Here is a 26,837-nt window from a genome sequence, read left to right as displayed (position 1 = left end):
GATTGGGACGCATTTCATGAATAGATCATCCAGCGACAGCCCCCCACGCAGCCGGACACTGCTGACTGTTCAGATCCTGCTCACCACCCTCACGGGTGTATTTACTTTACTCGCGTGGTTGAACGACATCGGTCCCTTCTGGAGACTCTATGCCAGCCTGTTCGCAGGCAGCATGACAGCGCTCATCTTTCGCTCAGGGTGGCTCATTCCGTGTACTGTTTGCGGCACACTCTTTGGAATATTTATCGATCCCCCAATCAAAAGTGGCCCGATCGATGCCCAAATGTGGCAGACGGTATCGAATCTCTGGAGTGGTGTAATCGCCGGACTGGTGATGGGAGTCGCTATAGAGATCACCTTGAAAACATCAGATGACGAGCACACCAGCGACGAAGATTCCACGTAACACAACGATGAACGTTAATCGCTCGGGAAGATTCAGAAAGGGATGTCGTGAGAGAAGGTGCAGGGCAGATCTGGCCCTACCTCAATCAGCCCCGTAAGCAGCGGGACAGAAGCAGAGTACCCCCGGCTGGGCTCGAACCAGCAACCTCTGGCTTCGGAAGCCAGCACTCTATCCAATTGAGCTACGGGGGCTTATTGCGCCAGGTAGACATTTAAACATGTCCACCAGCGAAAAATAGTGCGGAAATCGTTCTAAAACCGCCTTAGAACTGATTTACCGCGCCTGAAGCAATCCTACAAGGATCAGGGGCAATATTTTGGCAGTCTCTGCCAAGACAGGCTGCCCACTCCCTTGTATTCTCAACTGATCTACATAATAACTATGCGAAATCTTAACGATAGTTTCACATACATCAAGACATACGAACACGATTAAACACTCCCGTTTTACAGAAAAAAAGGGAGTGAGACATCAACCACAGGGTCCAGAAACAACATGTTTGAAATGACGACCACCCTCATTGGCGGTCTGGGAATTTTCCTCCTGGGAATGAAGTACATGTCCCAGGGTCTTCAATCTATTGCAGGAGCCAGTTTGAAACGGCTGATTGGTGCCGTCACTAACAACCGGCTGCTGGCAACAGTTGTGGGCTTCCTGGTCACGGTTCTCGTTCAGTCCAGTTCTGTGACAACCGTGATGACTGTCGGGTTCGTCAATGGCGGCCTGATGTCACTGACACAGGCAATTGGTGTAATCATGGGCGCCAACGTCGGCACAACCGTTACCGGCTGGATTCTGGTGCTGAAGATCGGTAAGTACGGTCTCCCTATGCTGGGAATCGCAGCGTTCGTCTATCTGTTTTCCAAGAATGAACGACTGCGATACGTGGCCCTGGCGATCATGGGGGTCGGTATGGTCTTCTTCGGCTTACAGCTCATGAAAGAGTCTTGTAAGTTCATTCATGAGATGCCTGAGTTCCGCCAGTGGTTTCTGCACTTCCAGGCCGATACGTTTCTGGGCGTCTTCCAGTGTATGCTGGTGGGCTGCATTCTGACTGTGCTTGTGCAGTCCTCTTCTGCCACCCTGGGAATTACCATCTCCCTGGCATCCAGTGGTCTGATTCCCTTTGAAACGGCAGCAGCGCTCGTCCTGGGAGAAAACATTGGGACTACGGTTACCGCTCTGCTGGCTTCAATCGGTACCACAACGAATGCCCGTCGTGCTGCTTACTTCCATTTTCTGTTCAATATCGGCGGCGTGCTCTGGATTTCCACAATCTTCTTCTGGTATGTCAAATTCATTCCCTGGTTGATTGACGTCGATGTGACTAAAGAGGTCGTGGTTAACGGCGAAGTGACCTTTCCGGAAACCGTCAAAGCCATCGCGGCCACTCATTCGGTGTTCAATATTCTGAATACGCTGGTTTTCCTCCCCTTCGCGGGCAATATTGCCACGTTGCTCACCAAGATTGTCAGGGACAAACCGCAGGAAATTTCCCACCTGACCAGCCTGGATATCCGCATTCTGGAAACTCCGGTGCTGGCGATCGAACAGTCGCGGGGCGAAGTGCTCAAAATGGGCCGGCTCTGTGATGAAATGGTACAGATTCTGAAACGGATCCTTTCTCAGGACACGCCTGATCCACTGGAAGTAGAAGTCCTCTTCCAGCACGAGGAAGAGCTGGATCGGATGCAGGATGAAATCACCAGTTATATCACGCATCTGCTGGCGATGGATCTCTCCCAGGAAGTCATTTCCCAGGGTCGTTGCCAGTTGAGAATGGCGGATGAATACGAATCGATCAGCGACTACCTGCAGCGGATTGCCAAATTCCGGCTTAAACTGAAAAAGCAGGGCCGAAGCTTCGACGAATCGCATAACGATTCCCTGCTTGAAGTGCTGGCGATGGTCGAACATCAATTGCACCAGGTGACTGAGGCTTATCAGCACGAAAACCGGGACATTGTGGATTCGACCGTGCACTCCGGCAATGAGATCAAAAACAAGGTCAAGTCGCTCTCCAAAGAGCACCTGGATTACCTTTCCGAAGAGAAGGTCGATCCCTATATCAACGTCTCTTACACATCCACACTGAATGCGATGCGGCGTGTCCGGGATCACATCATCAACCTGGCTGAAGCCATGGCCGGCGAAAAGTAATCAGCTTCAGTCTAGCACGCAGGCAAGCTCCCGCATATTGGCATGTACGACCGGTTGCGGGCAGGACCAGACCAGGAAGAACATCGCCTCACGAATCGCCCGTTCTGCGGGATGCCCTTTGACAAAACCCGCTCCTTTCACAGCGGCCAGCAGCGCCTGTGAAGACCGCAGCACCAGCGAATTCGATCGCTCGCGAATTTTCTCAGAAAAGGTACCGTTCAAGGTTCCTGCTTCCAGGGTCTCGAACATCTCGCGATAAATTCCCGCGCATTCTGCGTGCAGGGGTTCATAGATCTCGAGCAGATCTGCACGTTTTTCCGCTTCTTCCTGCAGCCGGGCGATCGCCCGTCGTGCCACTCCCAGTGCGAGGGCAGAGGTCGTCAGAGAGCCGGCGCCTCCCTGGCCATCAGGGCGTTTCATCACCTGTTCCACAGGACCTGCAATCAGGTGTTCTGAGCGAATCTGTACCTGGTTCAGTTTGACCGCCCCTGTATGGGATCCGGTCATCGAGAGCATCTCGATCGGGGACTGCGGGTCTACGCCTTCCGCCGTTGTATCGACGAGTGCCAGAATCTGGGTTCCATCTTCGCAGACACCACCGGTCACAATGTAGTCGGCGTGGACGGCCCCGGTGACCCAGGGAACGAAACCATCGAGAATCCAGCCGTTCTCATCCGAACGCGCACTCACGGTCGGCTTCTTTAAATGCTGGCGAGATGTCGTCAGATGTGAAATGCCGACGGTGGCGAACTTCGTTCCGCTGACCAGTTCCTGGAATACGGTGGTTTTGAACTCAGTATCCGAGGACCAGTTGATCCGCTGGCAGGCTGCATTAAACTGGGTCAGCACGAATGTTGTCGTGAGACAGGCTTCTGCCAGGCGAATATAACCATAGGTCATTTCAAGTGAGTCAAAATCTGCTCCCCCAAACTCAACAGGTACATTCCAGCCCAGAACTCCAGCCTCTTTCAGAGCGTTCCAGGCTTCGGCAGGCCAGTTCAACTCAGCCTCCGCACCAGTGGCCAGTTGGGCCAGGGTGGCGGTCAGTTGTTCAAATTCCTTGGTAAACCGTGAGGGAGGGTTCCCGTTCGCTAAATCAACAGACATCAGATCACTCGTACTTGATAGAATAAAAAACCGTTTCGTAATCCTCAGTTTATAAAAAAAGCCTCATACTCGAAAGTATGAGGCTGATTTCGACGACCGCAGTCTGCAGAGTGATATTCCTGCAATGCAATTAGTTACAGGTCGAACAGGCTGGCTCACAGACCTGAACCAGTACCTTTTTGGGTACTCTACGGCAGACCTGAACTGGAACCTCTTTTTCGACGGTGTAGGGCACACAGACTGTGTAAGACTGCTGTACGACACGGGGCACCCGCTTACAGACGGTTACCTTGCGGGTGCAGGTACGCTGCTCAGGAACGCAGACAGTGTAGTTAACCTGGCGAGTCTTTTCCTCTTTGACGAAGGAGCAGACTTTAACATCGCAGGTCCGAGTTTCCTGACGGCAGAGTTGCACCTGGTAGTTATACTGCTGAGGCACACATTTCACGTCACAGACTTTGACGGTGCGTGTCCGGGTTTCAGGACGGCAGAGCTGAACGTTGTAGGTGTACTTCTCGGGAACACAGACGGTCTCACAAACCTGCACAGTGCAAGTCCGTTGCTCTGGTTTACAGCATTGAACTTCATAAGTGAATGGTACCTGTTCGCACTGCTGCTGGTAGGACGTGTATTCGACCTTCTTCTGTACAATCTTCGGCACCCAGACCCGCTGTGTGCAGACGGGAGTACAGGCGGGCTGACAACAGTCGCCACAGGTCCCACAATCACCACAGGCGGGGGCAGGGCAGGCGGTCTCGATGGGACGATCTTCCCAGTGTCCCTGATCTTCACAGACGGTTCGATAGCGTTTAACGGGCACGCATTTCATGACAGTCCGCATGCCGGTCCGTTTTTCGGTGTAAGGCACATTGACCGTGTAAGTCTGCTGGACGTCTTTAGTGACGACTTTCTGAACCATCCGAGTCGCGGTTCGCTGTTCGGTGTAGGGAACGTTGACCGTGTATTCCTGCTGCTCATCCCGCCAGAACCGTTGTTCGACCATGCGAGTCGCAGTACGGGTTTCGTAGTAGGGCACGTTGACGGTGTAGGATTTCTGAGAGGTCTTCCAGATCGGTTTACAGACGACATACTTCTCAGTCCGTGTTCGGACTTCCGGAACATACGCCGTGTAAGCCTGAGTGATTTCTTTCACTTCAGGTACATTGTCGTAGACGGTGACATCCCGCTGACGAGTCTCTGTCCGATAGGCGGTGCAGTGAACCTTGCGGGTTTCTGTTACCATCTCGGGCACCATCACCGTCTGTTCGACAGTCTTGCAGGCGGGTTTGCAGGTGATCGTCGCACAGGGATCACATCCGCTCACACAAGGTGCAGAGCTCACACAACACAACTGCGATCGACACTTACCTGCCTGAACTGCAGTAGTCATCATCATGATGGCTGCAGCCACACTCGCGATTTTGAGTATCGATTTCACGATTCCTCCCCTTTTGCTCATTGTTTTAACATCATAGTTCCGGAAGACAACGTACCCGTAAAATCAGATCGCAGCGGGTTGGATTTCCCTGAAATTTGAAAACGGTTGTACGCGCATCTAGCATACCATGTTAACATGGGAATTCTACAGAAAATATCAATTATAACGAAAAACTAACAATCACAAAGAACTTACGACCAGACAACTCCATGAGACACCATATGTCCACCTCTTTAAAGCTTAGCCCCCAATCAGGCCTCCTGCTGGGATACCTGCTTTTATGCTGCCTGCCTGCTGCCAGTGCGGAAAATCAGAAACTGGCTCCGCACACTCGGATTGTGACATCCAGGGAAGCCGATCTGAAAACCGCAGACGGCATCAAACAGAAACTCAACCCCGGAGAAGTGGTGCTCATCACAGAAAAGAACCAGGATTGGCTCTGGGTGCCTCTCTTGGGCGGCTGGGTACGGGAGACTGATGTCAGAATCCCGGGCGATCTTATTTCATATCTGGACAAGGCAATTCAAGAGAAGCCAACCGTGGAGCGGTACCAGCTCCGAGCGATTGCCCACCAGGAGCTGAAACAATACGAGGCGGCGATAGCTGATATTGGTGCAGCAATCAAACTGAAACCAGACAACGCTCATCTGTATATTAACCGGGCAGGAATTCGACGTTTACAACAGCAGAGTCGGGTGGCTCTGGACGATCTGAATCACGCGATCAAACTGGCCCCGCACAGCGCACACGCCTATCAACTACGGGGCATGCTTTACCTGGAAGACCATCAGCCAAAATTCGCGATCGCTGATTTCAATCGAGCTCTGAAACGGAATCCCAAAGCAGTGGACTCACTCAATGCCCGCGGCATCGCGTATCTGGAGCAGGGGCAACCCGATCTGGCGCTGCAAGACTTCGATGAAGCAATCAAGCTCAACAACTTCGTATCGCAAGTATTTGGTAATCGAGCCGGCGTCTGGGAAGAGAAACAGCAATATGCAGCCGCGATAAAAGATTATCAGCGGGCGATTGAACTCAATCCACTCTCACCGATCGTACACAATGATCTGGCCTGGCTTTACGCAACCTGCCAGGCCCCGGAATTCCGAAACCCCAAAGCAGCGGTGCTGCATGCGAAACAGGCCTGTGAACTGACCGAGTCACAGGATGCTAATCTGCTCGACACATTAGCGACTGCTTATCAGGCGAATGACCAGCTCGAACTGGCCATAAAAACACTGGAATCCGCCATCCAGAAAGCTGCTCCAGAAGGTAAATCTGAAATGCAGGAGAAGCTGTCAAAATACAGAAAAATGCAGGATCTCACTCAAGATCAACAGGATTAAGCAACCTGAACACCGGTCACACACCCATTCTGGTGGTTGAACACAGTTTGCGCAGGCTCCCGCACGGCTTGGCATGAGTTTTTTCCAGAATTACCCGGTAAAAACCGAAAAGCGACAACGCGACAATCCGCATGCCTTACCTAAAGTTACGCACTGTCAACTAGGTAAACTATTCCAGAGAGTCTGTTCATAATTAAGACACCAAAGAATTCATTCCGATACCCAGTTCTACGGAGCATTGATGGATCGCCTCCGGTCGGTAGATGGAACTAGGACACGCGAGTAATCGCACCGCCACCTCGATGAACTGAGCCACCGAATGATTAAGTGCTTTTATAGACTCACACTGTGCACTCTGATTCTTGCAACAGGAGCGGGTGCCCTATGTGAGCAGAGTATAGCCTCCGATGTACGGAAAACGCCTCTTGTCCGCGCTATTGAGCGTGCGAAGACATCTGTGGTCAACATCCACAGCGAAAAGACCGCACGTACCGACGACTCACTGTTTGGTTCCGGCAAGAGCCGCAAAGTAAACGGCATGGGTACCGGCATTGTTGTCGATCCCCGTGGATACATTGTCACCAATCATCATGTCATCGACGGCGTCGACGCGCTGCGTGTGACCATGATTGACGGCAGCACCTACAACGCCCGGATCGTCTCTTCCAACCAGAGCGAAGACCTGGCAATTATCAAAATCAACCCGAACAAAAAACTGACCGTCATGCCTCCTGGTACGTCCTCGGACCTGATGCTGGGTGAAACCGTGATTGCTGTCGGTAATGCTTTCGGTTACGAACATACCGTGACTTCCGGTATTATCAGCTCCCTCTCACGGGACGTGGAAGTCAACGAAAAACAGTCTTACAAGAACCTGATCCAGACCGATGCCAGCATCAATCCGGGAAACAGCGGCGGGCCACTGCTCAACCTGGACGGAGAAGTCGTCGGCATTAACGTCGCCATTCGTGCTGGTGCTCAGCGTATCGGGTTTGCGATTCCCATCGACGATGCCCGTCAGATCATCGCCGACCTGATCAGCAGCGAGCTGATCGATCACACCTACCACGGAATCCAGGCGAAAGACATCAAGCAGGGTGACAAGCAGATGCTGGTTCTCAAAGTACCGGCAAAAGACAGCCCCGCTGAAAAATCAGGACTTCTGAAAGACGACATCATTATGAAAGCCGGTTCGGTCAACATCGTCGACCGGGCTGACCTCGAGCGTGCTTTCATGGGACATAAGGCGGGCGATACAATTGATCTGCTGATTCGTCGTCAGGATAAAACCCAGACGGTGCAGATCACACTGGCTGATGCCGGTACAGTTGCCCGGACGACTCCCGTCAGTGCTCCGGTTGTACGTGCTCAGAACAACGAAATCGCCATGGACCCGACTGCCGAGAAGACCTGGGAAATCCTGGGTATCAAACTGGCTAAGGTTCCTGACGCTCAAAAGCACCTGCTGAGTCCTCGCTATGAGGGAGGCATGCTGATCGAAGACGTACGTCCTCACAGCCCTGCCGCCATGAACGGCATGCGTCGGGGTGATATCCTCGTCGGACTGCACATTTGGGAAACCGTGAACCTCAGCAACGTGTCCTACGTTCTGAGCAATTCCAAACTTTCCAGCTTCAATCCGCTGAAGTTCTACATCCTGCGACAGAACGAAACGCTGTACGGACACCTGCCACTGAATCTGGCCGGAAACCCGTAAGCTCAGTTAACAGATCCATCATTCAGTTCATCAACTGGATCCATCAGCCCGACACGCTTTTTGTATAAGCGTGCCGGGTTCTTTCTTTTACAGTCGCTGACTTCAATCAACAGGCTGTAAACAGAATCTGCACCTCACCGCCTCGCCAGGCGGGGCTCTTGTCTGATATGATGAGCATCGTTGTCGAACTCACATAGACTCGAATTACAGTCCAACCAGCCCCGCTTTTAGAATCACCTATGACTGCCGCTTTCCACGAATTTGAACTGATCGAATGGATCCAGACCCGTTGCCCGGCTCCTCCGCATGACCTGCAGAGCATCGGCGATGATACAGCCATTGTGCAACCGCAGGCGGGCAGGGAGCTGTTGCTGGCAACCGACATGTTGATGGAAGGAACGCATTTCACGTTTCCTCCTGCGACTCCTGAACTCGCTGGCCGCAAGGCGCTGGCAGTGAATCTCAGTGACATCGCCGCGATGGCGGGAGAACCGCATTCCGCCCTGGTGAGTCTGGCGTTACCCCGTTCACGGGGTGCCGAATTTGCCAAGTCTGTCATGCAGGGCCTGATTGACCTCGCCAGAGAATTTCACGTTGAGGTCATCGGCGGCGACACGAACAGCTGGGACGGTCCACTGGTGATTAATGTCGCGGTCATGGGAATGGCTCCGAGCCTGCAGTCAATTACACGTTCCAATGCCCGTGACGGGGACTGGATCTTCGTTACCGGCGCTCTGGGAGGCAGCCTGGCGTCACATCACCTGACCTTCACGCCACGCATCAGGGAAGCAATTCTCCTTAGTCAAACTGTCGACCTGCACGCGATGATCGACGTCAGCGATGGACTGGCTTCCGATCTGCAGCATATTACGACTGAATCAGGCGTGGGCGCCGTGATCCGCTCAGAGCAGATTCCCATCAACGCCTGCCTTTCTGCAGAACTGACTGAAGCAGAGCGTCTGCAGAAGGCACTTTCCGACGGCGAAGACTTCGAATTGCTCTTCACCGTCTCACCTGAAGAGGGACAAAAACTGCTTGAGCAGAACCCACTCTCAATCCCACTAACGCACCTGGGTGAAATCAACTCAGGGCAGGGGGCGTTCCTGGAACAGCCCGATGGTTCCCGCGTTTCACTGGAACGAAGTGGCTGGCAGCATCAACTCTGAAGTGGCGACCGCTTAATACTCACGCCGTTGTCGGGATGAGGGGATATTCATCGCTTTGCGATATTTGGTTACGGTTCGTCGGGCGAGGTTGTAACCTTCCTTCGCCAGGGCATCGACCAGTGCGTCATCACTGAGCGGTTTGCTTTTATCTTCCCCATCGATGATCTCTTTCATCTTGAGACGGATAATGCCCCAGGCCACGTCTTCCCCGTCAGAGGTCTTGGTACCGCCGCCAAAGAAACGCTTGAGAGGATACAGGCCACGCGGGGTCTGGATCCATTTATCATCGACGGCACGCGAGACCGTCGTAACGTGCACGCCAACCACATCTGCGATCTGCTGCATTTTGAGGGGGACGATGTATTCCGGACCGTTATCGAGGAAGTCGGTCTGGAAGTCGACAATCGCCTGCGCTACGCGTTTCAAAGTGCTGTGCCGTTGCTCGATGGCTTCAATCAACCATTTGGCAGCGTCGATCTTCTTCTTAATGTAGTCTTTGGTCTGATCGTCATTTTTATTGCGGAGCAGTTGCGCGTAATGCCGGCTGATCCGCAGTGGTGGTGTGTACTCATTCTCAAGTTCGACCACATACTTGCCGTTTTCGTCTTTTTTGACAAAGACATCCGGCGTCACTTTCAAGACCGGTTCCGACTCAAATCCACGTCCAGGAAATGGATCCAGGTAACGCAGATAGGACATCGCATTTTTGATGGTATCGATCGAATAGCCGGTCTTTCGCTGGATGACGGGCAATCGATTCTGCCCCAGATCTTCCAGGTGTGACGTGATCAGGGTGACCAGCACGTCGCGATAGGGCGCGTCCGGTTTGAGTTGCAGGAGCAGACACTCTTTCAAATCCCGCGCCCCCACGCCGGGAGGATCACATTTCTGAATGAGGTGCAGGGCGGTTTCGGCTTCTTCCTGCGAAATTGGTTTTCCATAGACCTGCACGATCTCGGGCAGGGAACTCTGCAGCCGACCATTATGGTCGAGGTTCTGAATCAGATATTCGCCGAATTCCTTGATCTCGTGAGAGCAGGAGAAGTAATGAAACTGTTCCAGCAGGTATTCATTGATGGTCTGCTGACGTTCTGAAATATTGGCGACCGCATCGTTGTTGCGTTCGATGTCTTCGCTGATCCGGTTCGACGAAGGCTTGGTCGCGGAAGTCACATTATCTTCCGGCCACTGTTCTGCCATCTCGAGCAGTCGTTCGAAATCGGACTCGTTGTTGGTTTCGTTGCCGGCGACCATCTCTTTTTCGTCGAGCTTGTAACTGTTGGCATCATCGTCAGCCTGACTCCGCATCAGTTCTGTTTCGGTGTCCGTCGTCCCCTCTGTATCACTGACCCGCTCCAGGCAGACATTCTCTGCCAGCTCCTGGTCAATGCGTTCCTCCAGCGCCTGTAACGGGAGCTGCAGAATCTCCATAGACTGGATCATCCGGGGAGCCAGCTTCATCTGCTGGCCCAGTTTCATTTGTTGTGAAATATTCAGATGCATATATTATCCGAATTCAAACTCATCATGGTTGTTAAAAGAAAACAAATGAAAATGAAAACCTAGAACCTTTGTCGTCCCTGCAAGGCATCCGCCAACATCTCTTTATTCGCAAATTCCAGGACGCTGCCGGAAGCAATTCCGCGTGCCAGCCTGGTAATCTCTACATTTTCGTGTTCGAGCAGATTTGAAATGTAGAGAGCAGTCCCGTCCCCTTCCAGGGTTGGGTTGGTAGCCATAATAATTTCCTGTACGCCATCCTGCTTCACCCGGCGCACCAGGGCATTGATCGTCAGATCATCGGGGCCGACTCCTTCCAGAGGAGAAATTCGTCCCTGTAGCACATGATACACGCCCTGGAATGAACTGGTGGCTTCCAGAGAAACCACATCCCGGGGCTGTTCGACAACACAGACCAGTTTTTTATCCCGTCGTGGATCAGCACAGATGCTGCAGACTTCCTGTTCGGTCAGGTTAAAGCAGATCTTGCAGGGATGAATCGCCTGTTTTACGGCAATGATGGCATCCGCCAGTTGACGCGCTTCGGCTTCGGGAATCGAGAGGACATAATGCGCCAGACGTTCCGCCGACTTGCGACCGATTCCGGGCAGCGTTGCAAACTGGTCAATCAATTGCCCCACGCTGGAACCGTAAGGATGAGACTGATTCTCTCTTCCACGAAACGACATAAAAGTGAACTCTTTATAATGAGAAATCGACGAACGAAACCCAGCGGTACCTGGCTGGAAATCAGGGGGAGGGGAACCTCAGCCTACGAATTGGGATTGAATTTGGACAATGCCTCATCGAGACCGGGGATATTCAGCCCTCCTGTGATTTGAGCCATTTCTTCCGCTGCGCCTTCGCGGGCTTTATCGAGAGCGGTATTGGTTGCTGCGGTAACCAGATCTTCCAGCATTTCCTTGTCACCGCTCTCCATCAGTGTCGGATCGATGGTGACACCCAGAATTTTCTGCTGGCCGTTGGCTTCTACAGTCACCATGCCGCCACCTGCGGCGCCTTCGAACTTCAGCTTGGCCAGTTTGTCCTGCATTTCCTGCATCCGTCCCTGCATTTCCGAAAACTGCTTCATCATGCCGGCCAGATTTCCCAGTCCTTTGAACATGGCTATGATTCCTCTTTTTTCTCTTCCGTTTTGACTTTTAAGACATCCACTCGCACGCTCTGAGCATTAAATACAGTCAGAGCCTCTTGCAGAAATTCATCTCCAGCAGGTGCCAGATCTCGTTTTTCCACCCGTTTTTTTTGTGCCAGTGAGTTATTTTCGTCTGCGGCCTCTTCCGCTTCTGCTGGCTCCTGAACAATCAGGCGGACCTTGGCCCGCTCTCCTGTCAGTTTCTCCAACGCTGCTTCGAGTTTGACCATCATTTCAGGTCGTTCGCAGTATTGTTTGGCAAAATTATAGCTCTTAGAGAATTGTAAATCCAGCTGTTTCGGCCCAGAAATTGCTATTGACGCCACTCCCTTGAGGGAGTCTTTCAACAGATCCCCTGTATTTTCAATAAGTTGCGACAACAGCAAACTTTCCATCCCAGCCCGGAGCGGAATCAAATCCCGGGCAGGAGGTGGGCTTTCAATTGAATCTGACGCTACAACCGATTGATTTTCATTTTTTTTTTCAATTTTTTTTTGATCGACAGTCGGTTGAGGAGCCGGTTCCGGACGGGAAGGGGCTTCCCGGGGAGGGGGGGCAGGAGCTGAAACCGGGGCTGCAGAGACTGCGGGACGGGGAGCGGCTGCCATCGCTGGTACTGCCCCGCCTGATTTCACAAACGCACACAACTGGTCGAGGTCTTCCAGCAGGGACATCCGGATCAACGCCAGTTCGACCAGGGCACGACCATGGCTGGCGCGGAACATTTTATTCCGCGCTTCATTCAATACCTGAAACGCGGCCAGGCAGGTGTGAATCCCCCAGACTTCCGCTTGGCGTTGCAGGCTCTCCCGGTTATTTTCCGAGATGGCCAGCAGCGTAACATCATTGGCGCCACTCGCCACGACCGACAGATCGCGCAGGTAATTCAGGAGCTGATCAACCAGTTCATTCAGTTGCACGCCGGATGTCAGGGCTGCATCAAACAGTGAGAGCGCCACATCCCGCTTTTGCTGCATCAACGCATCCAGCAGTTCAATCAAACGCTCATCACTGGCAGTTCCCAGGATACGATGCACGCCTTCTGCCGTCAGTTTATCTTCACCAAACGAAAGCAGCTGGTCAAAAATGGACTGGCTGTCCCGCATTGAGCCGCCGGCCCGCCGGGCAACCAGCTGGATGGCATCATCGGCAACTGTGACTCCTTCAGCTTCCGCGATCTGCCTGAGACGCTCACAGATACTCGTCTCTTCGATATACCCGAAATCGAACCGTTGACAACGGGACAGAATTGTATCGGGTAACTTGTTAGGCTCGGTCGTACAGAAGATGAATTTAACGTTCGGAGGCGGCTCTTCCAGTGTTTTCAGCAGGGCGTTGAAGGCCTCTTTGGTCAGCATGTGCACTTCGTCGATGATGTAGATCTTGTATTTGGATCGCATCGAACGCACATTCACATTGGCCCGCAGAGAGCGGATATCATCGATCCCGCGGTTCGAGGCACCGTCGATTTCCAGTACGTCGACATCGCTGCCTGTCGATATGTTCTGACAGATTTCGCATTCGCCGCAGGGGATTCCATCCTGCGTGTTGGGACAGTTCAACGCCTTGGCTAAAATTCGGGCCATCGACGTTTTACCGACTCCGCGGGCACCGGTAAACAGGTAGGCGTGTGCGACCCGGTCTCCCCGGATGGCGTTCTGCAGCGCCCGGGCAACCATTTCCTGTCCCACCACTTCCGAGAAGTTTTGCGGGCGAAAACGACGGGCCAGCACGGTGTACTGTAGCGATTGTTTGGACATGCGTAACTTCAGGAATCGAAATCAAATAGAGGCATTGTTTGGCAAACGGCAATCGTCTGACTGCTCAAACATCTACAATAGGAGACTCCGAGCTGTTTATCCAGTGAGAGAGTAGCCCTGATTGAGATCTGTATCGCGAATCGACACGGGAAATGAAAACAGGGGCGAAATACTGCCCCCTCGTACACCTGGAATAAACCGCTGTGGGCTGCTTCGGTTAAGATCTGACCCGGTCAACGACTACCCCACCATACTCGGGGACAGCATTCCGCCCCTGAATTGATAGCGTATCAACGCGTGAACCATGCATTATGGAGCTAATTTTCCAATCGTCAACCCACTGCCATTTGATTTCCGACGCGGAATCATCGAAAATCAAAAAAACCTGTGATAATCCGCACCCATATATCAGAAACCGATTATGAATCTGTTCCAGACACCACCTCAAACCATCGCAGACACACAACACGCCCTCAAGGCGGGTACGCTCTCGTGCCGCGAACTTCTGGAACAATGCTTCCGCAAAATCGATGCGGAAGAAGATGTCATCCACGCCTGGGCTTATCTTGATCGCGAGTCCGCTTTTCAACAGGCCGATGAACTGGACGCGGAAATTCAACGTGGCATCTGGCGGGGTCCGCTGCATGGCATCCCCGTCGGCATCAAGGACATCATCGACGTCAAAGGCATGCCCACCCGGGCCGGGCTGGAATCGCGCGACGAGACACCCGCCTCCCAGGACGCGATGGTCGTCGCCAACCTGCGTCTGGAAGGAGCGATTTTTCCTGGAAAAACGGAGACGACTCAGCTGGCCTGCTTTGACCCACCTCCCACACGCAATCCCTGGAACCAGGAACACACGCCAGGAGGCTCCTCAAGCGGTTCTGCCGCCGCTGTCGCTGCAGGCATGTGTCTGGCGGCAGTCGGTACTCAGACGGGAGGCTCCATTATTCGTCCGTCCGCTTTTTGCGGTATTGCCGGGTTGAAGCCCACTTTCGGTATGGTTGACCGACAGGGCGTCATCCTGCTCTCCGACCATCTGGATCATGTCGGACCGATGGCACAAACGGTGGTTGATCTGGTGATCATGCTGGATTGCATGACCGATCAGGCGACGTATCTGCCTTTATTAATGGAGCCGGTTAACGAACCGCCGCGGATCGGCTGGCTTTCCGGATTTTTCTCAGACCGTGCGGAGCCCGAGATGCAGCAGGCCCTCACGATGGCTTCAGATGAATTGAACGCCGCCGGTGCACCGATTCGAGAATGTCCGCTGCCAGCCGAATTCGATGCGATTCTGGAAGAACATATGGCACTGATGGGTTATGAAATCTTTCAGCACATGAGCGGGGATTACGACCAGAACCCGGATGACTACGGCCCTGCGATCAGCAAAGTCCTCGAATGGGGCAGGAGAGTCACCCCCGAACGTTATCAGGCCAGTCTGGACTATCAGAATATGCTGAGTCAGGTCATGCGACGCTGCTTCGCCCGTTCCGAAATCCTGATCTCTCCCGCCACCTATGGCGTTGCCCCCAACCCGTCAACGACCGGGAATCCCGGTATGAATGCCCCCTGGAGCCTGACCGGCTTTCCGACAATCACCATTCCCGTGGCTGTCAGTGAGACCGGCCTCCCTCTGGGAATCCAGATCACCGGACATCCCGATAAATTTGACGATCTGCTCAAAGCCGCCCAATGGTGTGAAAACGTATTAAGGCCGGGATATCTGAAACAGATTAAACAAAGCTGACAAACTCTTTAATCTCGTTCATGCATAAAAAAAGCCCTGACCGGTTTTCACCAGTCAGGGCTTTCACATTGTTTATTCAATCAACGCGTTTACTTCGCGACTACGATGCCGTTCTTACCGGGCTCTGGATCGATTTCCGGTTCGGCATTCTTCTGAGGAATGCGATCGTTAACGTCGTATGCCTGTCCAATGGCCCGCAGTGCTTTGATGGACCACCAGGTAATGTCGAATTCCCATTTGCGGTGACCAGCGGGTGCTACGGAAGGATGAGCGTGGTGATTGTTGTGCCAGCCTTCGCCGTAAGCGACGATTGCGACCCACCACAGGTTCTTGGACTGATCGGTCGTTTCATAGTTGCGGTAACCCCACAGGTGTGTCGCGGAGTTCACAAACCAGGTTGAGTTGTAAACGAACGCCATCCGGGCACACAGGCCCCAGAGCAGCATTGACCAGGCCATGTACATGCCGCCCATTGCGTATCCAATGCCGAACAGGACGAAGCCGGAACCAACCACCCAGAGTCCGTAGGTCTTTTCGAAGAACTGCAGCATCTTGCGATCTTTCATGTCGGGCACATAGTGCTCGAAGAACTTCTGGTTGACTTCCTTGCTGCGATAGACGAACAGCCAGAGCAGGTGAGACCAGAAGGTTCCCTCAAACGGAGAGTGCGGGTCGCCTTGCTTGTCTGATTTCTGGTGATGCAGACGGTGAGTCGCAGCCCAGGTCAGCGGTGAACCTTCACCCGACAGCACGCCGCAGAGCAACACAAAAAACTCAGCAGGAGCACGCAGCTTCATGGATTTATGCGAGAGGTAACGGTGGTAGCCCAGGCAGATACCGATACTGGCGGTGGCCCAGTGCAGAACCAGACAGGTCACGACGGCCTGCCAGGAGATGAAGAAAAACGCGGCGACAGCACCGATGTGAATGCCTGCCATCCACAACAGAATGACCCAGTCCACATTACTCCATTTCAGGTTCTCTTTGTGGAACCTGGAAATAATCTGCTCGCGCTCTTCGCGTTTCTTGGATTTCTTCGGCTGAGCTGTAACCGTGGATTGATTCTCAGGAGGTTGCTCTAAGATGACACTCGCCATGATATCCTCATCGTTTCGTTAGATGTCTTGATGGTTTATTTGCAGAAACCAGACTTCCGCTGATCTCTCACTTGGGCGGAATTCTAACAATGAGGTCGTCACAAGGTGTCTGGGAAGGGTCATATAATTGTCAAAGTTATGTCAAAGTGAAAAAAAGTCTGCAATTTCAGGGCTTACAGCCCGAAAACCCTCAAGAATTCGCACACTTGTCCACTCGATCACTCCGACATTTCTTCCGGCATGAAGCGATATCCGGCCCCGCGTACGGAAACAATGTGCACCGGTTCGGCAGGATTACTCTCGACCAGTTTTCTCAGCCGCAGCACGAAATTATCGATCGTGCGGGTGGTCACAAAGGCAGATTGCTCACCCCAGACGTCATCCAGAATCTGGGCCCGCGTCAGTACCATGCCCTCGTGCTCGATGAAATACTGCAGCAGGCGCAACTCCAGGTTGGTCAGACTTTTTCGCTCACCATCAACTTCGATTTCAAATGCTTCGAAGTCCACAGTCACGTTTCCAAACTGGTACTCCTTCGGCATCTTCCGCGTAGAAACCGGTGCTTTGTGGACCAGGCTTTTCCGCTTGAGCAGGTTCTTAACCCGGCTCAGCAGTTCGGGCAGGGCGAACGGCTTTGTCATATACTGATCGGTCCCGCAATCGAAGGCGTAGGCCTTGTCTTCACTCAGCTCGCGGGCACTGAGAACCAGGATCGGCACGACTTCGTCGATCCGGCGGATCTCCTTGGCAATCTCATAACCGCTCATTCCCGGCAGCATCAGGTCCAGTACGACCAGATCAATACTCTCTCCATCAGACTCATAGCATTCTTCGAAATGACGGATCGCGGTCGGACCATCTTCTGCGGTAAATACCGAATAACCTTCCTGTTCGAAATTGAACTTCAAACCCTGGGCGAGTGCTTTTTCGTCTTCAACAACAAGTAACTTCATTCTTCCACTTTCCCTGGCAAATCGATGGCAAATACGCTCCCGGGCTGGTCCAGTCGATCGTGCACGGTGACTTTGCCCCCCAGCAGATGCACCAGCGTCCGTACGATATACAGACCCAGTCCCGTTCCCGTCTTGCGCCGCTCCAACTCACTTTCGCCTCGATAGAAGATTTTAAAGATCTCTTTGCGGATTTCCGGATCGACGCCTTCGCCGTTATCCATCACGCGGGAAATCACCCGGCCGCCACTGCTCACGCGAACTTGAATCTGAATCTTCGGCACTTCACCGCCATACTTGATGGCATTGTCGATCACATTGCGAAAGATCATTTCCAGCAGAATTCTGCGTGTATGGACCGTAGCTGCCTCGATATCAAACTCGCAGACCTGGTCGATATCCAGTTGACGACGATTACATTCCAGCTTGGCACAGTGACGAATCAAAGGTTCCAGCAGAATGTCTTCCGGATCGGACTGCATCCCCAGTGCATCCAGGCGTTTCACCTCCAGGAGCTGCGAAATCAGATGATCCAGCCGCTCCAGTTCGGTCTTCATCGTGGTGTAAAATTCGCCTCGCTGCTCATCGGAAAGCTGACGAATCTGCAGCGTTTCCAGGTAGAGTCTCAGCGAAGCAATCGGCGTTTTCAGTTCGTGCGTCACACTGTCGATGAAATCAGACTGCCGCTGATTCAGGCGGACTTCCTTAATCGTCAGCACGAGGTACAGTGAGAGCCCCACCAGAATCAAAACGAAGACGACCGTACCGATCGCCAGTGCCGTCCACCAGTAGATTTGTGCCGCCAGAATGATCCAGAACACCATGAGTGCGATATTCAGGATCATCAGTACAACGCTCAAGGTGATCGGCAACCGGAGCCGCCCCCGTCGCACTTTGCGCATTAGCGTCTCGGTCCCGCGATTAGCGGAACGGGCGCCTGCTGCGACAGAGGACTTCGCTGCGGCAGGGCGTCCCTCATTCTGTTGCTGTTCTGCGGATGACTTCACAGTTTCTTTTCCGATGCGTTTTCCCAAAATTCGACGTCCCGTCATCAACACACCCATATCCATCTTCAGGCTGACTCATCGACTGAGCAAGATATCGACGGTCATTCGGAACCCGACGCTATTATAGCGAAATCATGGTGAACTGAATATGAGTCACTCAGTCAATCATCATAACTTCATTTTTGTAAATCGCTACTCAGAGTCCAGTTCTGAGCGATTTGAGAATTCTCTCTCATTTTCAGGAATATCCAGCCAACCCAACGTCTCTTAAGAGAGAGACCCTGTATTAAAAAGTTATTCCCGTCTACAGTTTCCTGTCTCGCCGGAAGTGGAGATGAATTTTCACGACACCCAATTTCTAAGCAAGCTGGCCGCAGATGCGATCGTGGTGATTCATTTCGCGTTTGTACTGTTCGTGCTGATCGGGCAGTTACTGATCATGGTCGGTGCCCTGGCCGGGTGGGACTGGATCCGCAATCTCAAGTTCCGGCTGATCCACCTGGGTTCGATTCTGTTCGTTGTAGCCGAATCCCTGCTGGGTATCGTTTGTCCGCTGACCACGCTGGAAAAATGGTTGCGCGATCAGGCAGGGGAAACCTCCTACGAGGGCGATTTTATTGCCAGCTGGGTCCATGAAGTACTGTTTTTTGACAAAGAGACAATTCCTCCCTGGCTGTTTACGATCATTTATTCACTTTTCGGCCTGCTGGTCTTGCTGACCTTCATCTTCGCGTCGCCTCGCCGCAAATCCCCTCCAGAATCGACAACGGAAGTCTGATTTCATCCCTGTTTCCCGGTGACTTTCATTTCATTTTGAACCTGGTTTTCGTAGAATCAGGCTAGGCACCCGCAGAGGTCCCACCTTGAATTGACCCACCTGTCTATATCACCAGATTGAGAAACAGAAACATGCCAGGATTAGAAAATAAGAAAGTTGTTGTTACCGGGGGAGGGACTGGAATCGGAGAGGCCTGTGCCCTCATACTGGCCCAGGCCGGTGCGGATGTCGTCGTGGGTGGCCGTCGTCAGGAACCACTGGAGAAAGTTGCTGCCAAAGCCGAAGGCAAAGTTGACTACCATGTGATCGATGTCGCCGATCGTGACAGCGTTGCGGCTTTCTTCAAAGCAGCCAACGAGAAGCTGGGCCAGATTGACATCCTCGTCCATTGTGCCGGCATCAACTGCCGAGACCGCTCCATGGAAGTGGTCTCCCCGGAAGACTGGGATCGCCTGATGACTGTTAACGCAACCGGAGCTTTTAACTGCATGCAGGCGGTACTGCCTCAGATGCGGGAACGCCAGGACGGCCTGATCATTAATATCTGTTCGATTTCCGGTTTACGGGCTGCTCTGCTCGGGGGCGTCGCCTATAATGCTTCCAAGTTTGCGATGACTGCGCTGGGAACCACCGTCGCCCAGGAAGAAAAAGACCGTGGGATTCGAGTTTCCACCATTTACCCGGGTGAGGTTGAAACTCCGATTCTGGACGAACGGCCTGTTCCCGTCAGCAAAGAACATCGCGCCAAAATTCTGCAGCCCGAGGATGTTGCTGCTGCCGTTTTGATGATCAGCCAATTACCGCCTCGTGCTCACGTTCAGGATCTGACCATCAAGCCGACTACCGCGGCCTTCGTCTGATTCGCTAATCTCAAGTGTGTTCCGCAGGAATCAAGCTGAATGAAGAGTGATCTGGTATTTCCACCGTTTGTGCCGCATCGTCTCTATAAAAATCCTCATTTGCAGACGATCGTGGGGCAGTTCCACTCGCGTGTGAAAACGCCCTATCAGGCAGAGCAGCATTCGTGTCGCCTGCCTGACAGCGACCTGTTAATCCTGCACGATGACTGCCCGGGCCCCTGGAAACCGGGGGACCGCGTGGTGATCCTGCTGCATGGCTTGTCGGGATGTCACCAGAGTTCTTACATGATCCGACTGGCACACAAGCTGAATGCGCGGGGAGTTCGTGTGTTTCGCATGGATCTCCGCGGCTGTGGGGCAGGGACGGGACTCGCTAAATCCCCGTATCACGCCGGCAGCTTTCACGATCTACAGGTCGCCATCGAACAGATCGAGTTCATGTGCCCGCGCTCGCCGATCGGCGTCGTGGGTTTTTCATTGGGTGGCACGATCACACTCAATTACCTTGCCCGTCACAAACCGGGTTCGGAACTCGTCGACCGGGCGCTGGTCCTCAACCCGCCACTCCGCCTCGCCGAAAGTGTGCAGGTATTCGGCAAGCCACTCTTCGGTCGCTACCAGCGGCACTTTGTGACGAACCTCATTAAACAGGTCCGCAAGTCGCATCAGTACCAGGAACATACACACAAAATTACCGGCGCGAACTATCCACGCACCCTGCTTGAATTCGACGATCAGTTCACAGCACCGCTGGCCGGTTTTGAGTCTGCTGAAGACTATTACAACCGCTGCAGCCCCTGTGATGTCCTGCCGGAAATTTCGGTTCCGACGCTGATTATCTCCGCCAAGGACGACCCGCTGATCCCGTTTGAATCCTACCAGCCCGCGATTGAAAAACTCGCTAACCACGACAAGGTCACGCTGTATCTCACAGAGCAGGGGGGGCATCTCGGCTTCATCGCAGGTCCTTCCAGCGATCCCGATCCGCGGTGGTCAGACTGGCGAATCGTGCAATGGCTGATGTCAGATTCTCCCGAAGCACTGGCCAGCCAGATCCGGGAGCAGACTCACTCCTCACTGATTCAGACCGCCTGATTTTCACCAGACGGTCTGCAGTGAGAGTTCAAATCATGCAACCTTTCCGGCTCAGTGAGCGGCCGGCGGTTCGTTCTGGAAAGCACGCGCCCGGAACAGGAACTCGACGATGTTCCCTTCGTGCGGCTGCAACCAGTTCAGAGCATTCGTCTTCACTGGACCGATGTTTAACCGGTCGATCTGTGTTGCATCCAGCAGCTGCTGCGTCCAGTCCTGATCTTCAGTGAAGACGGAGCAGACCAGCGTTGTGCCAATCTTTTTCAGCATGTCTTTCTGTTCGCATTTCACGACCGATGCCATGGGGAACATGTACTCGGTGTTCGCCAGCGTCGCATCGGGATTGTCACAGTGCACGATGGTCGGACGCAGATAATCGCAGCGTTCCATCTCGATCAGTCGATCACCGTCGCGATACTTTTCAGTGACTTCGGTCACGCCGGACTCTTTCAGTCCTTCTTCAATCTGACCGTTCATCGCCTTGGCCGCACCGGTCATGGTGAAAGCTGCCAGCGGGGCTTCGGGGTCGGTCATCGAAGTCGGTCCAACCGGTCCCAATCGTTTGGCGATCGCATCTGCGATCTCTTCAGTATGCCGCGATGCCCAGACGCCGGATGCGTTGACGCAGCTGCGACCACCGTTCTGATAGATGCTGTCCACGATCAGGTCGAGGTAATCTTCCCACTGATCCACGACATCGTCGCCGAGCAGAATCTTACTGAAACCAGGACCGTGCGCCTGCACGTTCGGGTTTGCCTTGTATTTATCGATCGTCTGCTGACCGCCGAAGACCATCACCCGCTTACAGAGTTCGGTCACCGTGGAACCCACATCGTGAGGTCCCGGATAGACGGAGATACATTCCCGCGGAATCCCCGCCTGGTAGAAAGCTTCGGTCATCCGATAAGGAGTCCAGGGTTCAGAAGAACCTGGCTTCAACACCAGACCGATCTGCATCGGCAGGATCGGCATCCACAGTGTGTGCACGCCCGGTGAGTTAGAAGGCAGCACGAGCCCCAGTACCGGCGAATTCGCCTGGTAGCTCAGCATCACGCCACGATCCTCTTTACCGTATCCTTTTGAAAGGATATCCAGTGGCAGACCGCGGGTCAGGGCGTCGAGAATCTCTTCCATGTGTTCCAGTACGAAGGAAACCTTCTTCATGTTGCTGGCACACATCCACTCGGGCATCCCGGTACTGGCAGACTGAATCCGGCAGAACTCTTCGGGAGTCTGTGTGCCGTTGCCCAGCGGAAGTTCAGCCGTCATGTAGAGTTCGGCTGCTTTCTTACAGATTTCCAGCAGCTTGGGAATCGGAATCTCTCGCAGCAGGTCGCGTGCCCGCTGTGCTTTCCGCATGTCCATTTTCACCAGACCGGCGTTGGCCTGATGCACTTTGGCGAGAGGCTCGCCTGTTTCAAAATGAACGACTTCCTGTTGATCGAAACTTTCGTATGGGGTACCCCAGCGAAGTACAGGTATTTCCAGCACGGCGGCTATCCTTTGTGAATTCAATGCAAATCAGGCAGCAATTTGCATCCAGGCAAAATAGTTCAGAAGTTCAATCCGGTACAGACAGCCGGAACAACAGCGACCGCCTGAATGACGGTCGCCGATCTCTGACTGCTCGAGCACTTGCGTCTTAGTAAACGCCCACCGTGGTCGACGAAGCGATTTTGTGGAAGGGACGCACACCACTCACGCCATCCCATGGATACTTGACGTGAGGCATTTCGCGTTCGCCTTCATCGCGTTCCAGGAAGCCGGGAATGAACAGTTCTTTAGTCATGGTAAACAGTTTCACGCGACCGGTTTCACCGTAACCCACCACCTTGGTGTGATCGTCGAAATCAACCACGCGAATCGCAGCACGGGGCTGCGGTGCATAATATGTAATTTTGTAGTTGTCAGCCGGATCAAAAGGCTTACCGCAGGCCAGACCCATCAGCGTGTTGCCGTAGGTCGGGGTGATGAAGACGTTCTCACCCAGCAGCTCTTCGCGGGCAAAGCGGTACCACTGTTGTGTGAATTCAGTTCCACCACAGAAGATCCCTTTAATGCCAGCTTCTTCGATGCTCGAACCTTCGTCCATCAGACGCATGGCCAGGGCTTCCAGCAGTTTGGGAGTGGTAAACATACACTTGATGTCATGCCCCGCACTCAGGATCGTCATTGCCTGATCGATCACGTGATTACTGTATTCTTTAACTTCGTCAATCTTGCCTTTCTTGATCAGCTTGACCACCCAGCGAGGATCAAGGTCGACGCAGAAGGAGATCCCGCCCCGATGCTGAGCCATATGCTCGACAGCCAGACGCAGACGACGCGGTCCCGAGGGCCCCAGCATCAGCCAGTTCGAACCTTGCGGGAAGTATTCATCGGGCAGGGTGTCGCTGAAGTTTTCATAGTCGATGCGGAAGTCGTCGATTACCACGCGTGACTTGGGAATCCCTGTCGTACCGCCAGTCTCAAAGACGTAGGTCGGCTTGCCCTGCAGTGCCTTGGGAATCCAGCGATCAACCGGCCCGCCCCGCAGTTCGTCATCTTCGAACAGCGGAAACTTGTTCAAGTCCTCGAAGCTGTTCACATCGGTCAGCGGATCGAAATCAAATGACTTCGCTTTTTCCAGCCAGTAGGGAGAGCCCGTTTCCGGATTGAAGTGCCACTGCACGTGCTCGCGCGTGTGAGCATCGAGTATGTCCTGATGCTGTTTTACCAATTCGTCAAGGTTACTGTTGTCGGTCACTGTGAGAATCACTCCAAACAGGGTAGGAACAGAGGCGGGGAATCATCATGTTCACCAGGAAACATGAACTCTAACGGTTAGTTCATTCTAGAAGTTTCACCCGTTTTTTCAACTAAGGGAAACAGCCACAATTCCAGATCCGACAATCCCGCTGCACCACTCCCGGAACTTGAGTGAAAACCTCGGAATTTGAAATCGCAGCTCCTGTTTTTCTTCACTGGACAGTTCCAGCCCGCATTTTAAGTAAATCACGCGAACTGCTACCATCGGGTACATCAGCCACGACAGGCACTCGCTTCAGGAAAATCAGCGCTTTCCCGCCGAATCGAACTCCCCAGATTGACACTAGTATAGAGAATGGTAAAATTAGGTATTCTAAATATCTGGTCCGTTTTCGATCCGACTCCTCGTGCAGCAGCGAGCTTCTCATGGACTTCACCGAAACATACTTTCGTAGATTCCGCATGGAAATCGACCTGCTCAACGCGCGCCTGGTAGACGATCCTCTGCCCGAAGGCTACCGCTGGTGTCCCTGGGAACTGACCACGCTCGACCGTCACGCCATCACCAAGTATCACAGCTTCCGCTCCGAACTCGACGCCCGCGTCTTTCCCTGCCTGGGAGACATCGACGGCTGTCGCAAACTGATGCGTGATATCTCGACGCAACGCAACTTCCTGCCCGGCGGTACCTGGCTCATCACCTGGGACGGCATGGGCAACGAAGAACCCGTCGACTGTGGCACGATTCAGGCCATCGTCCCCAGTCGCATCATGGGTGCGATTCAGAATGTCGGCATCACACCCAAACACCGCGGACTCGGACTCGGCAGGGCACTGGTCACCAAATGCCTCCTCGGTTTCCGCGAAGCCGGTGTCAAGCGGGCCTACCTCGAAGTCACCGCCGAGAATGAACCCGCCATCAACCTCTACCGGTCGATCGGCTTCCGCCTCACGCGGACCCTCTACAAACCCAGCCACTACGTCGAAGCGCCCTCGCTCTAAGCAGAGTACAAGCTCTCGTCGTAAGCCAGTACGCCTTAAGTCTGCTGCTCGCTGCCGTCGCCTATCCTTTGATTAATAACGGCTTGGTGTTCGACTTCTGATACAGTTCTTTCCATTCCTTAGAACCGTCGTTCGGAACCAGTCGCGTGTCGACGCCCCGCTCAAAGTAAGGCACATTACCATCGCGGGCCGGGTTCAGGACAAAGTTGACTTCACCCGTATTGCCGAAGTACATCTTCCGTCCGTCTTTCCACGTCGTTTCAATCAAACGCGGCGGTTCTGGACGAGACTCCGGTTTCTCGACGCGCAACTTCTCAAGCATGTCCCGATTCAGCTCATATCCCAGACCCGGCTTATCGGGGACTTGAGCAAACCCCTCTTTGACCACAATCGGCTCCGTCAACAGATTGTACTTGTACAACTGGTGACAATTCACAGCAGGCCAGGTGGCATGACTCAGCACCGCACCGAAATGCAGCGAGAAAGCAGCCGTAATCCCCGTACCCACCAGCTGTAACCAGAACGGTTTATCCGCCATCGCAGCCACGGCCCCCGATGCCATCAGCTCTCGCGCACCATGCCCGATCACGAAGCCATCGCAGAAGTTTTCGCGAATCGCAATCAGCGGGTCGGGCGTTCCATAATGCATGGCGATATTCACATCAGTCGCCGCCATCAGAATTTTGTTTCCCGCCACGTCATCCTGGAAAATCGGAGATTCAAAAATATCGACCTGCGGATACTGCGCCAGATCTTCCAGGATCGGCAGGGCACGCTCCGCGTCCAGCAGCGTGTCGTTGAAGTCCATGTCGATCTTGAACTCCTTCGGCACCACTTTGCTGGCCTCTTCAACCTGAGCCCACACGTCGTACCACGGACGTCCTTTTGTCTTATAGGACATGTAGCCCTGCTTGTAAGCCTCGGCACATTCCAGCGCCATATCCTCCACCGAAGTATCAATGTTCCACCATGAGAGGGGAGTCTTATCGTGAACCTTCCTGCCCAGCAACGCATGCACGGGAACTTCCGCTGCTTTCGCGACCGCATCAAACAGCGCCATCTGTAAGCCAGCTCCCAGATCGTCGTCCCACATCAACTCAGCCGCATTCTTACCCTGCGCCCGCTCTACGGCTTCATCGGAAGTCGCGTTCCAGGTGTAATAGAGCAGCGTCTCACCGAAGCCAACGTGCCCCGATTTCAAATGCACTTCCACAATTTCGGTGTACTGCCAATGCGGTAATTCGCGTGCCATGTTCCGGGCGGGCACTTCCCGATAGGGAACTTTCACCGTCGTTCGTTCGATCTTTTCGACGCGTAAATGCTGGGGTGATGCCTTTTTCTCTGCAGCCTGAATTGAGTCGGAGATCATCGTCATTATTCCCATACCTGCCACTCCAGCCAGACTCCGGCGCAGGAATCGTCTTCTGGAAATTCGGTTCATTGCTGTCGACTTGTTATGTGCTTGCACCAGGGGATTCCTTTGTCTGGGGGGATTCTTCGGGAGGGACTCAAGTTGAAACGGAAACGCTGCCGGAATCATCTCACATCCCATCTTAACATCAACAACCCCCAATATGTCCAGCGCCTGACAACTTTTTCTCACTTTTATCAACACCACTGAAATCTACATGGGTAACCCCGAATGTAATTCGGGGCGAGCGCAGCGAGCAGGAAACTGACAGTAAAACATTGCGAAAGCTCCCCCAGCACCTCCACACCGGGTGAAACTATGAAAGAAGGTCGAGCCGGTGGTGGTATTCTTTAACGCGTGGTAAACATAGTTTGTTACAACCT

At 53.4% G+C, this 26,837-nt stretch carries 22 protein-coding genes and 1 tRNA gene; 10 read left to right on the top strand and 13 right to left on the bottom strand.

The window, feature by feature from the left end; translation table 11 throughout:
• The first annotated feature begins 16 nt into the window (after positions 1–16).
• Positions 17–406, top strand: a complete 390-nt coding sequence (locus tag FYZ48_RS09750) for a hypothetical protein (RefSeq protein ID WP_149339826.1) — start codon at positions 17–19, stop codon at positions 404–406.
• Positions 407–523: 117 nt separating this feature from the next.
• Here the strand turns inward: FYZ48_RS09750 and FYZ48_RS09745 are convergent.
• Positions 524–597 (bottom strand) — tRNA-Arg (locus FYZ48_RS09745).
• Between the two features lie 304 nt (positions 598–901).
• On the opposite strand from FYZ48_RS09745, the gene FYZ48_RS09740 reads away from it, so the two are divergent.
• Positions 902–2,566: a Na/Pi cotransporter family protein gene (locus FYZ48_RS09740; RefSeq protein WP_187781957.1), complete on the top strand. Its 1,665-nt coding sequence runs from the start codon at positions 902–904 to the stop codon at positions 2,564–2,566.
• 6 nt (positions 2,567–2,572) lie between these two features.
• Here the strand turns inward: FYZ48_RS09740 and FYZ48_RS09735 are convergent, their stop codons facing one another.
• A complete protein-coding gene (locus FYZ48_RS09735) occupies positions 2,573–3,673 on the bottom strand; it encodes an acyl-CoA dehydrogenase family protein (protein ID WP_149339824.1) in 1,101 nt (366 codons plus the stop codon).
• Between the two features lie 130 nt (positions 3,674–3,803).
• On the bottom strand, positions 3,804–5,111 hold the full coding sequence (locus FYZ48_RS09730; RefSeq protein WP_187781956.1) for a hypothetical protein: 1,308 nt from the start codon (positions 5,109–5,111) through the stop codon (positions 3,804–3,806).
• Between the two features lie 221 nt (positions 5,112–5,332).
• On the opposite strand from FYZ48_RS09730, the gene FYZ48_RS09725 reads away from it, so the two are divergent.
• The 3 genes from FYZ48_RS09725 to FYZ48_RS09715 all read left to right on the top strand — a co-directional run bounded on the left by FYZ48_RS09725 (position 5,333) and on the right by FYZ48_RS09715 (position 9,340).
• A complete protein-coding gene (locus tag FYZ48_RS09725; RefSeq protein ID WP_187781955.1) occupies positions 5,333–6,457 on the top strand; it encodes a tetratricopeptide repeat protein in 1,125 nt (374 codons plus the stop codon).
• A gap of 457 nt (positions 6,458–6,914) precedes the next feature.
• The gene (locus tag FYZ48_RS09720) at positions 6,915–8,174 is read left to right on the top strand and encodes a trypsin-like peptidase domain-containing protein (RefSeq protein WP_242022547.1); all 1,260 of its coding nucleotides are present in this window, start codon (positions 6,915–6,917) and stop codon (positions 8,172–8,174) included.
• Positions 8,175–8,413: 239 nt separating this feature from the next.
• Positions 8,414–9,340, top strand: coding sequence for a thiamine-phosphate kinase (locus FYZ48_RS09715; RefSeq protein WP_149339818.1), 927 nt, complete (start codon positions 8,414–8,416; stop codon positions 9,338–9,340).
• Positions 9,341–9,352: 12 nt separating this feature from the next.
• Here FYZ48_RS09715 and rpoN read toward each other — a convergent pair whose 3' ends face one another.
• The 4 genes from rpoN to dnaX form a co-directional block, all read right to left on the bottom strand.
• Positions 9,353–10,843: an RNA polymerase factor sigma-54 gene (gene rpoN, locus FYZ48_RS09710; RefSeq protein WP_149339816.1), complete on the bottom strand. Its 1,491-nt coding sequence runs from the start codon at positions 10,841–10,843 to the stop codon at positions 9,353–9,355.
• 59 nt (positions 10,844–10,902) lie between these two features.
• Positions 10,903–11,529 carry a recombination mediator RecR gene (gene recR, locus FYZ48_RS09705; protein ID WP_149339814.1) on the bottom strand — a complete coding sequence of 209 codons (627 nt, stop codon included), beginning with the start codon at positions 11,527–11,529 and terminating at the stop codon, positions 10,903–10,905.
• An 83-nt stretch (positions 11,530–11,612) separates the two neighbouring features.
• Entirely contained in the window at positions 11,613–11,966 is a 354-nt protein-coding gene (locus FYZ48_RS09700) for a YbaB/EbfC family nucleoid-associated protein (RefSeq protein ID WP_198422201.1), read from the bottom strand.
• Positions 11,967–11,968: 2 nt separating this feature from the next.
• Positions 11,969–13,756: a DNA polymerase III subunit gamma/tau gene (dnaX, locus tag FYZ48_RS09695; RefSeq protein ID WP_149339810.1), complete on the bottom strand. Its 1,788-nt coding sequence runs from the start codon at positions 13,754–13,756 to the stop codon at positions 11,969–11,971.
• 421 nt (positions 13,757–14,177) lie between these two features.
• Here dnaX and FYZ48_RS09690 point away from each other — a divergent pair, with 421 nt between their 5' ends.
• Positions 14,178–15,509 carry an amidase gene (locus FYZ48_RS09690; RefSeq protein WP_149339808.1) on the top strand — a complete coding sequence of 444 codons (1,332 nt, stop codon included), beginning with the start codon at positions 14,178–14,180 and terminating at the stop codon, positions 15,507–15,509.
• Positions 15,510–15,598: 89 nt separating this feature from the next.
• Here the strand turns inward: FYZ48_RS09690 and FYZ48_RS09685 are convergent, their stop codons facing one another.
• The 3 genes from FYZ48_RS09685 to FYZ48_RS09675 all read right to left on the bottom strand — a co-directional run bounded on the left by FYZ48_RS09685 (position 15,599) and on the right by FYZ48_RS09675 (position 18,608).
• Positions 15,599–16,606 (bottom strand): acyl-CoA desaturase, encoded by a 1,008-nt coding sequence (locus FYZ48_RS09685; protein WP_149339805.1) that lies wholly within the window; start codon positions 16,604–16,606, stop codon positions 15,599–15,601.
• A 218-nt stretch (positions 16,607–16,824) separates the two neighbouring features.
• Complete coding sequence (locus FYZ48_RS09680; protein WP_149339803.1) at positions 16,825–17,559, bottom strand: response regulator transcription factor; 735 nt, start codon at positions 17,557–17,559, stop codon at positions 16,825–16,827.
• On the bottom strand, positions 17,556–18,608 hold the full coding sequence (locus FYZ48_RS09675; RefSeq protein ID WP_149339801.1) for a sensor histidine kinase: 1,053 nt from the start codon (positions 18,606–18,608) through the stop codon (positions 17,556–17,558). The genes FYZ48_RS09680 and FYZ48_RS09675 overlap by 4 nt, the downstream gene beginning before the upstream one ends.
• 289 nt (positions 18,609–18,897) lie before the next feature.
• On the opposite strand from FYZ48_RS09675, the gene FYZ48_RS09670 reads away from it, so the two are divergent.
• From FYZ48_RS09670 to FYZ48_RS09660, 3 genes are all read left to right on the top strand, one after another.
• Complete coding sequence (locus tag FYZ48_RS09670; RefSeq protein ID WP_149339798.1) at positions 18,898–19,341, top strand: DUF2784 domain-containing protein; 444 nt, start codon at positions 18,898–18,900, stop codon at positions 19,339–19,341.
• A 131-nt stretch (positions 19,342–19,472) separates the two neighbouring features.
• The gene (locus FYZ48_RS09665) at positions 19,473–20,201 is read left to right on the top strand and encodes an SDR family oxidoreductase (RefSeq protein WP_145440247.1); all 729 of its coding nucleotides are present in this window, start codon (positions 19,473–19,475) and stop codon (positions 20,199–20,201) included.
• A 39-nt stretch (positions 20,202–20,240) separates the two neighbouring features.
• Positions 20,241–21,296 carry a YheT family hydrolase gene (locus FYZ48_RS09660; protein ID WP_145040526.1) on the top strand — a complete coding sequence of 352 codons (1,056 nt, stop codon included), beginning with the start codon at positions 20,241–20,243 and terminating at the stop codon, positions 21,294–21,296.
• A 51-nt stretch (positions 21,297–21,347) separates the two neighbouring features.
• Here FYZ48_RS09660 and FYZ48_RS09655 read toward each other — a convergent pair whose 3' ends face one another.
• Both FYZ48_RS09655 and FYZ48_RS09650 read right to left on the bottom strand, forming a co-directional pair.
• Positions 21,348–22,784, bottom strand: a complete 1,437-nt coding sequence (locus FYZ48_RS09655) for an aldehyde dehydrogenase family protein (RefSeq protein ID WP_149339796.1) — start codon at positions 22,782–22,784, stop codon at positions 21,348–21,350.
• Positions 22,785–22,935: 151 nt separating this feature from the next.
• The gene (locus FYZ48_RS09650; protein WP_149339793.1) at positions 22,936–24,039 is read right to left on the bottom strand and encodes a hypothetical protein; all 1,104 of its coding nucleotides are present in this window, start codon (positions 24,037–24,039) and stop codon (positions 22,936–22,938) included.
• A 428-nt stretch (positions 24,040–24,467) separates the two neighbouring features.
• Between FYZ48_RS09650 and FYZ48_RS09645 the strand changes: the two genes are divergently transcribed.
• Positions 24,468–25,043, top strand: coding sequence for a GNAT family N-acetyltransferase (locus tag FYZ48_RS09645; RefSeq protein ID WP_232102197.1), 576 nt, complete (start codon positions 24,468–24,470; stop codon positions 25,041–25,043).
• 61 nt (positions 25,044–25,104) lie between these two features.
• Here the strand turns inward: FYZ48_RS09645 and FYZ48_RS09640 are convergent, their stop codons facing one another.
• A complete protein-coding gene (locus tag FYZ48_RS09640; protein ID WP_242022541.1) occupies positions 25,105–26,418 on the bottom strand; it encodes a mandelate racemase/muconate lactonizing enzyme family protein in 1,314 nt (437 codons plus the stop codon).
• Positions 26,419–26,837: the final 419 nt, after the last annotated feature.

It is taken from the genome of Gimesia chilikensis (genome assembly GCF_008329715.1).
GTDB classification, from domain to species: domain Bacteria; phylum Planctomycetota; class Planctomycetia; order Planctomycetales; family Planctomycetaceae; genus Gimesia; species Gimesia chilikensis.
Note: the sequence above shows the minus strand (reverse complement) of the source record. Positions and strands in the feature narration are given on the sequence as shown.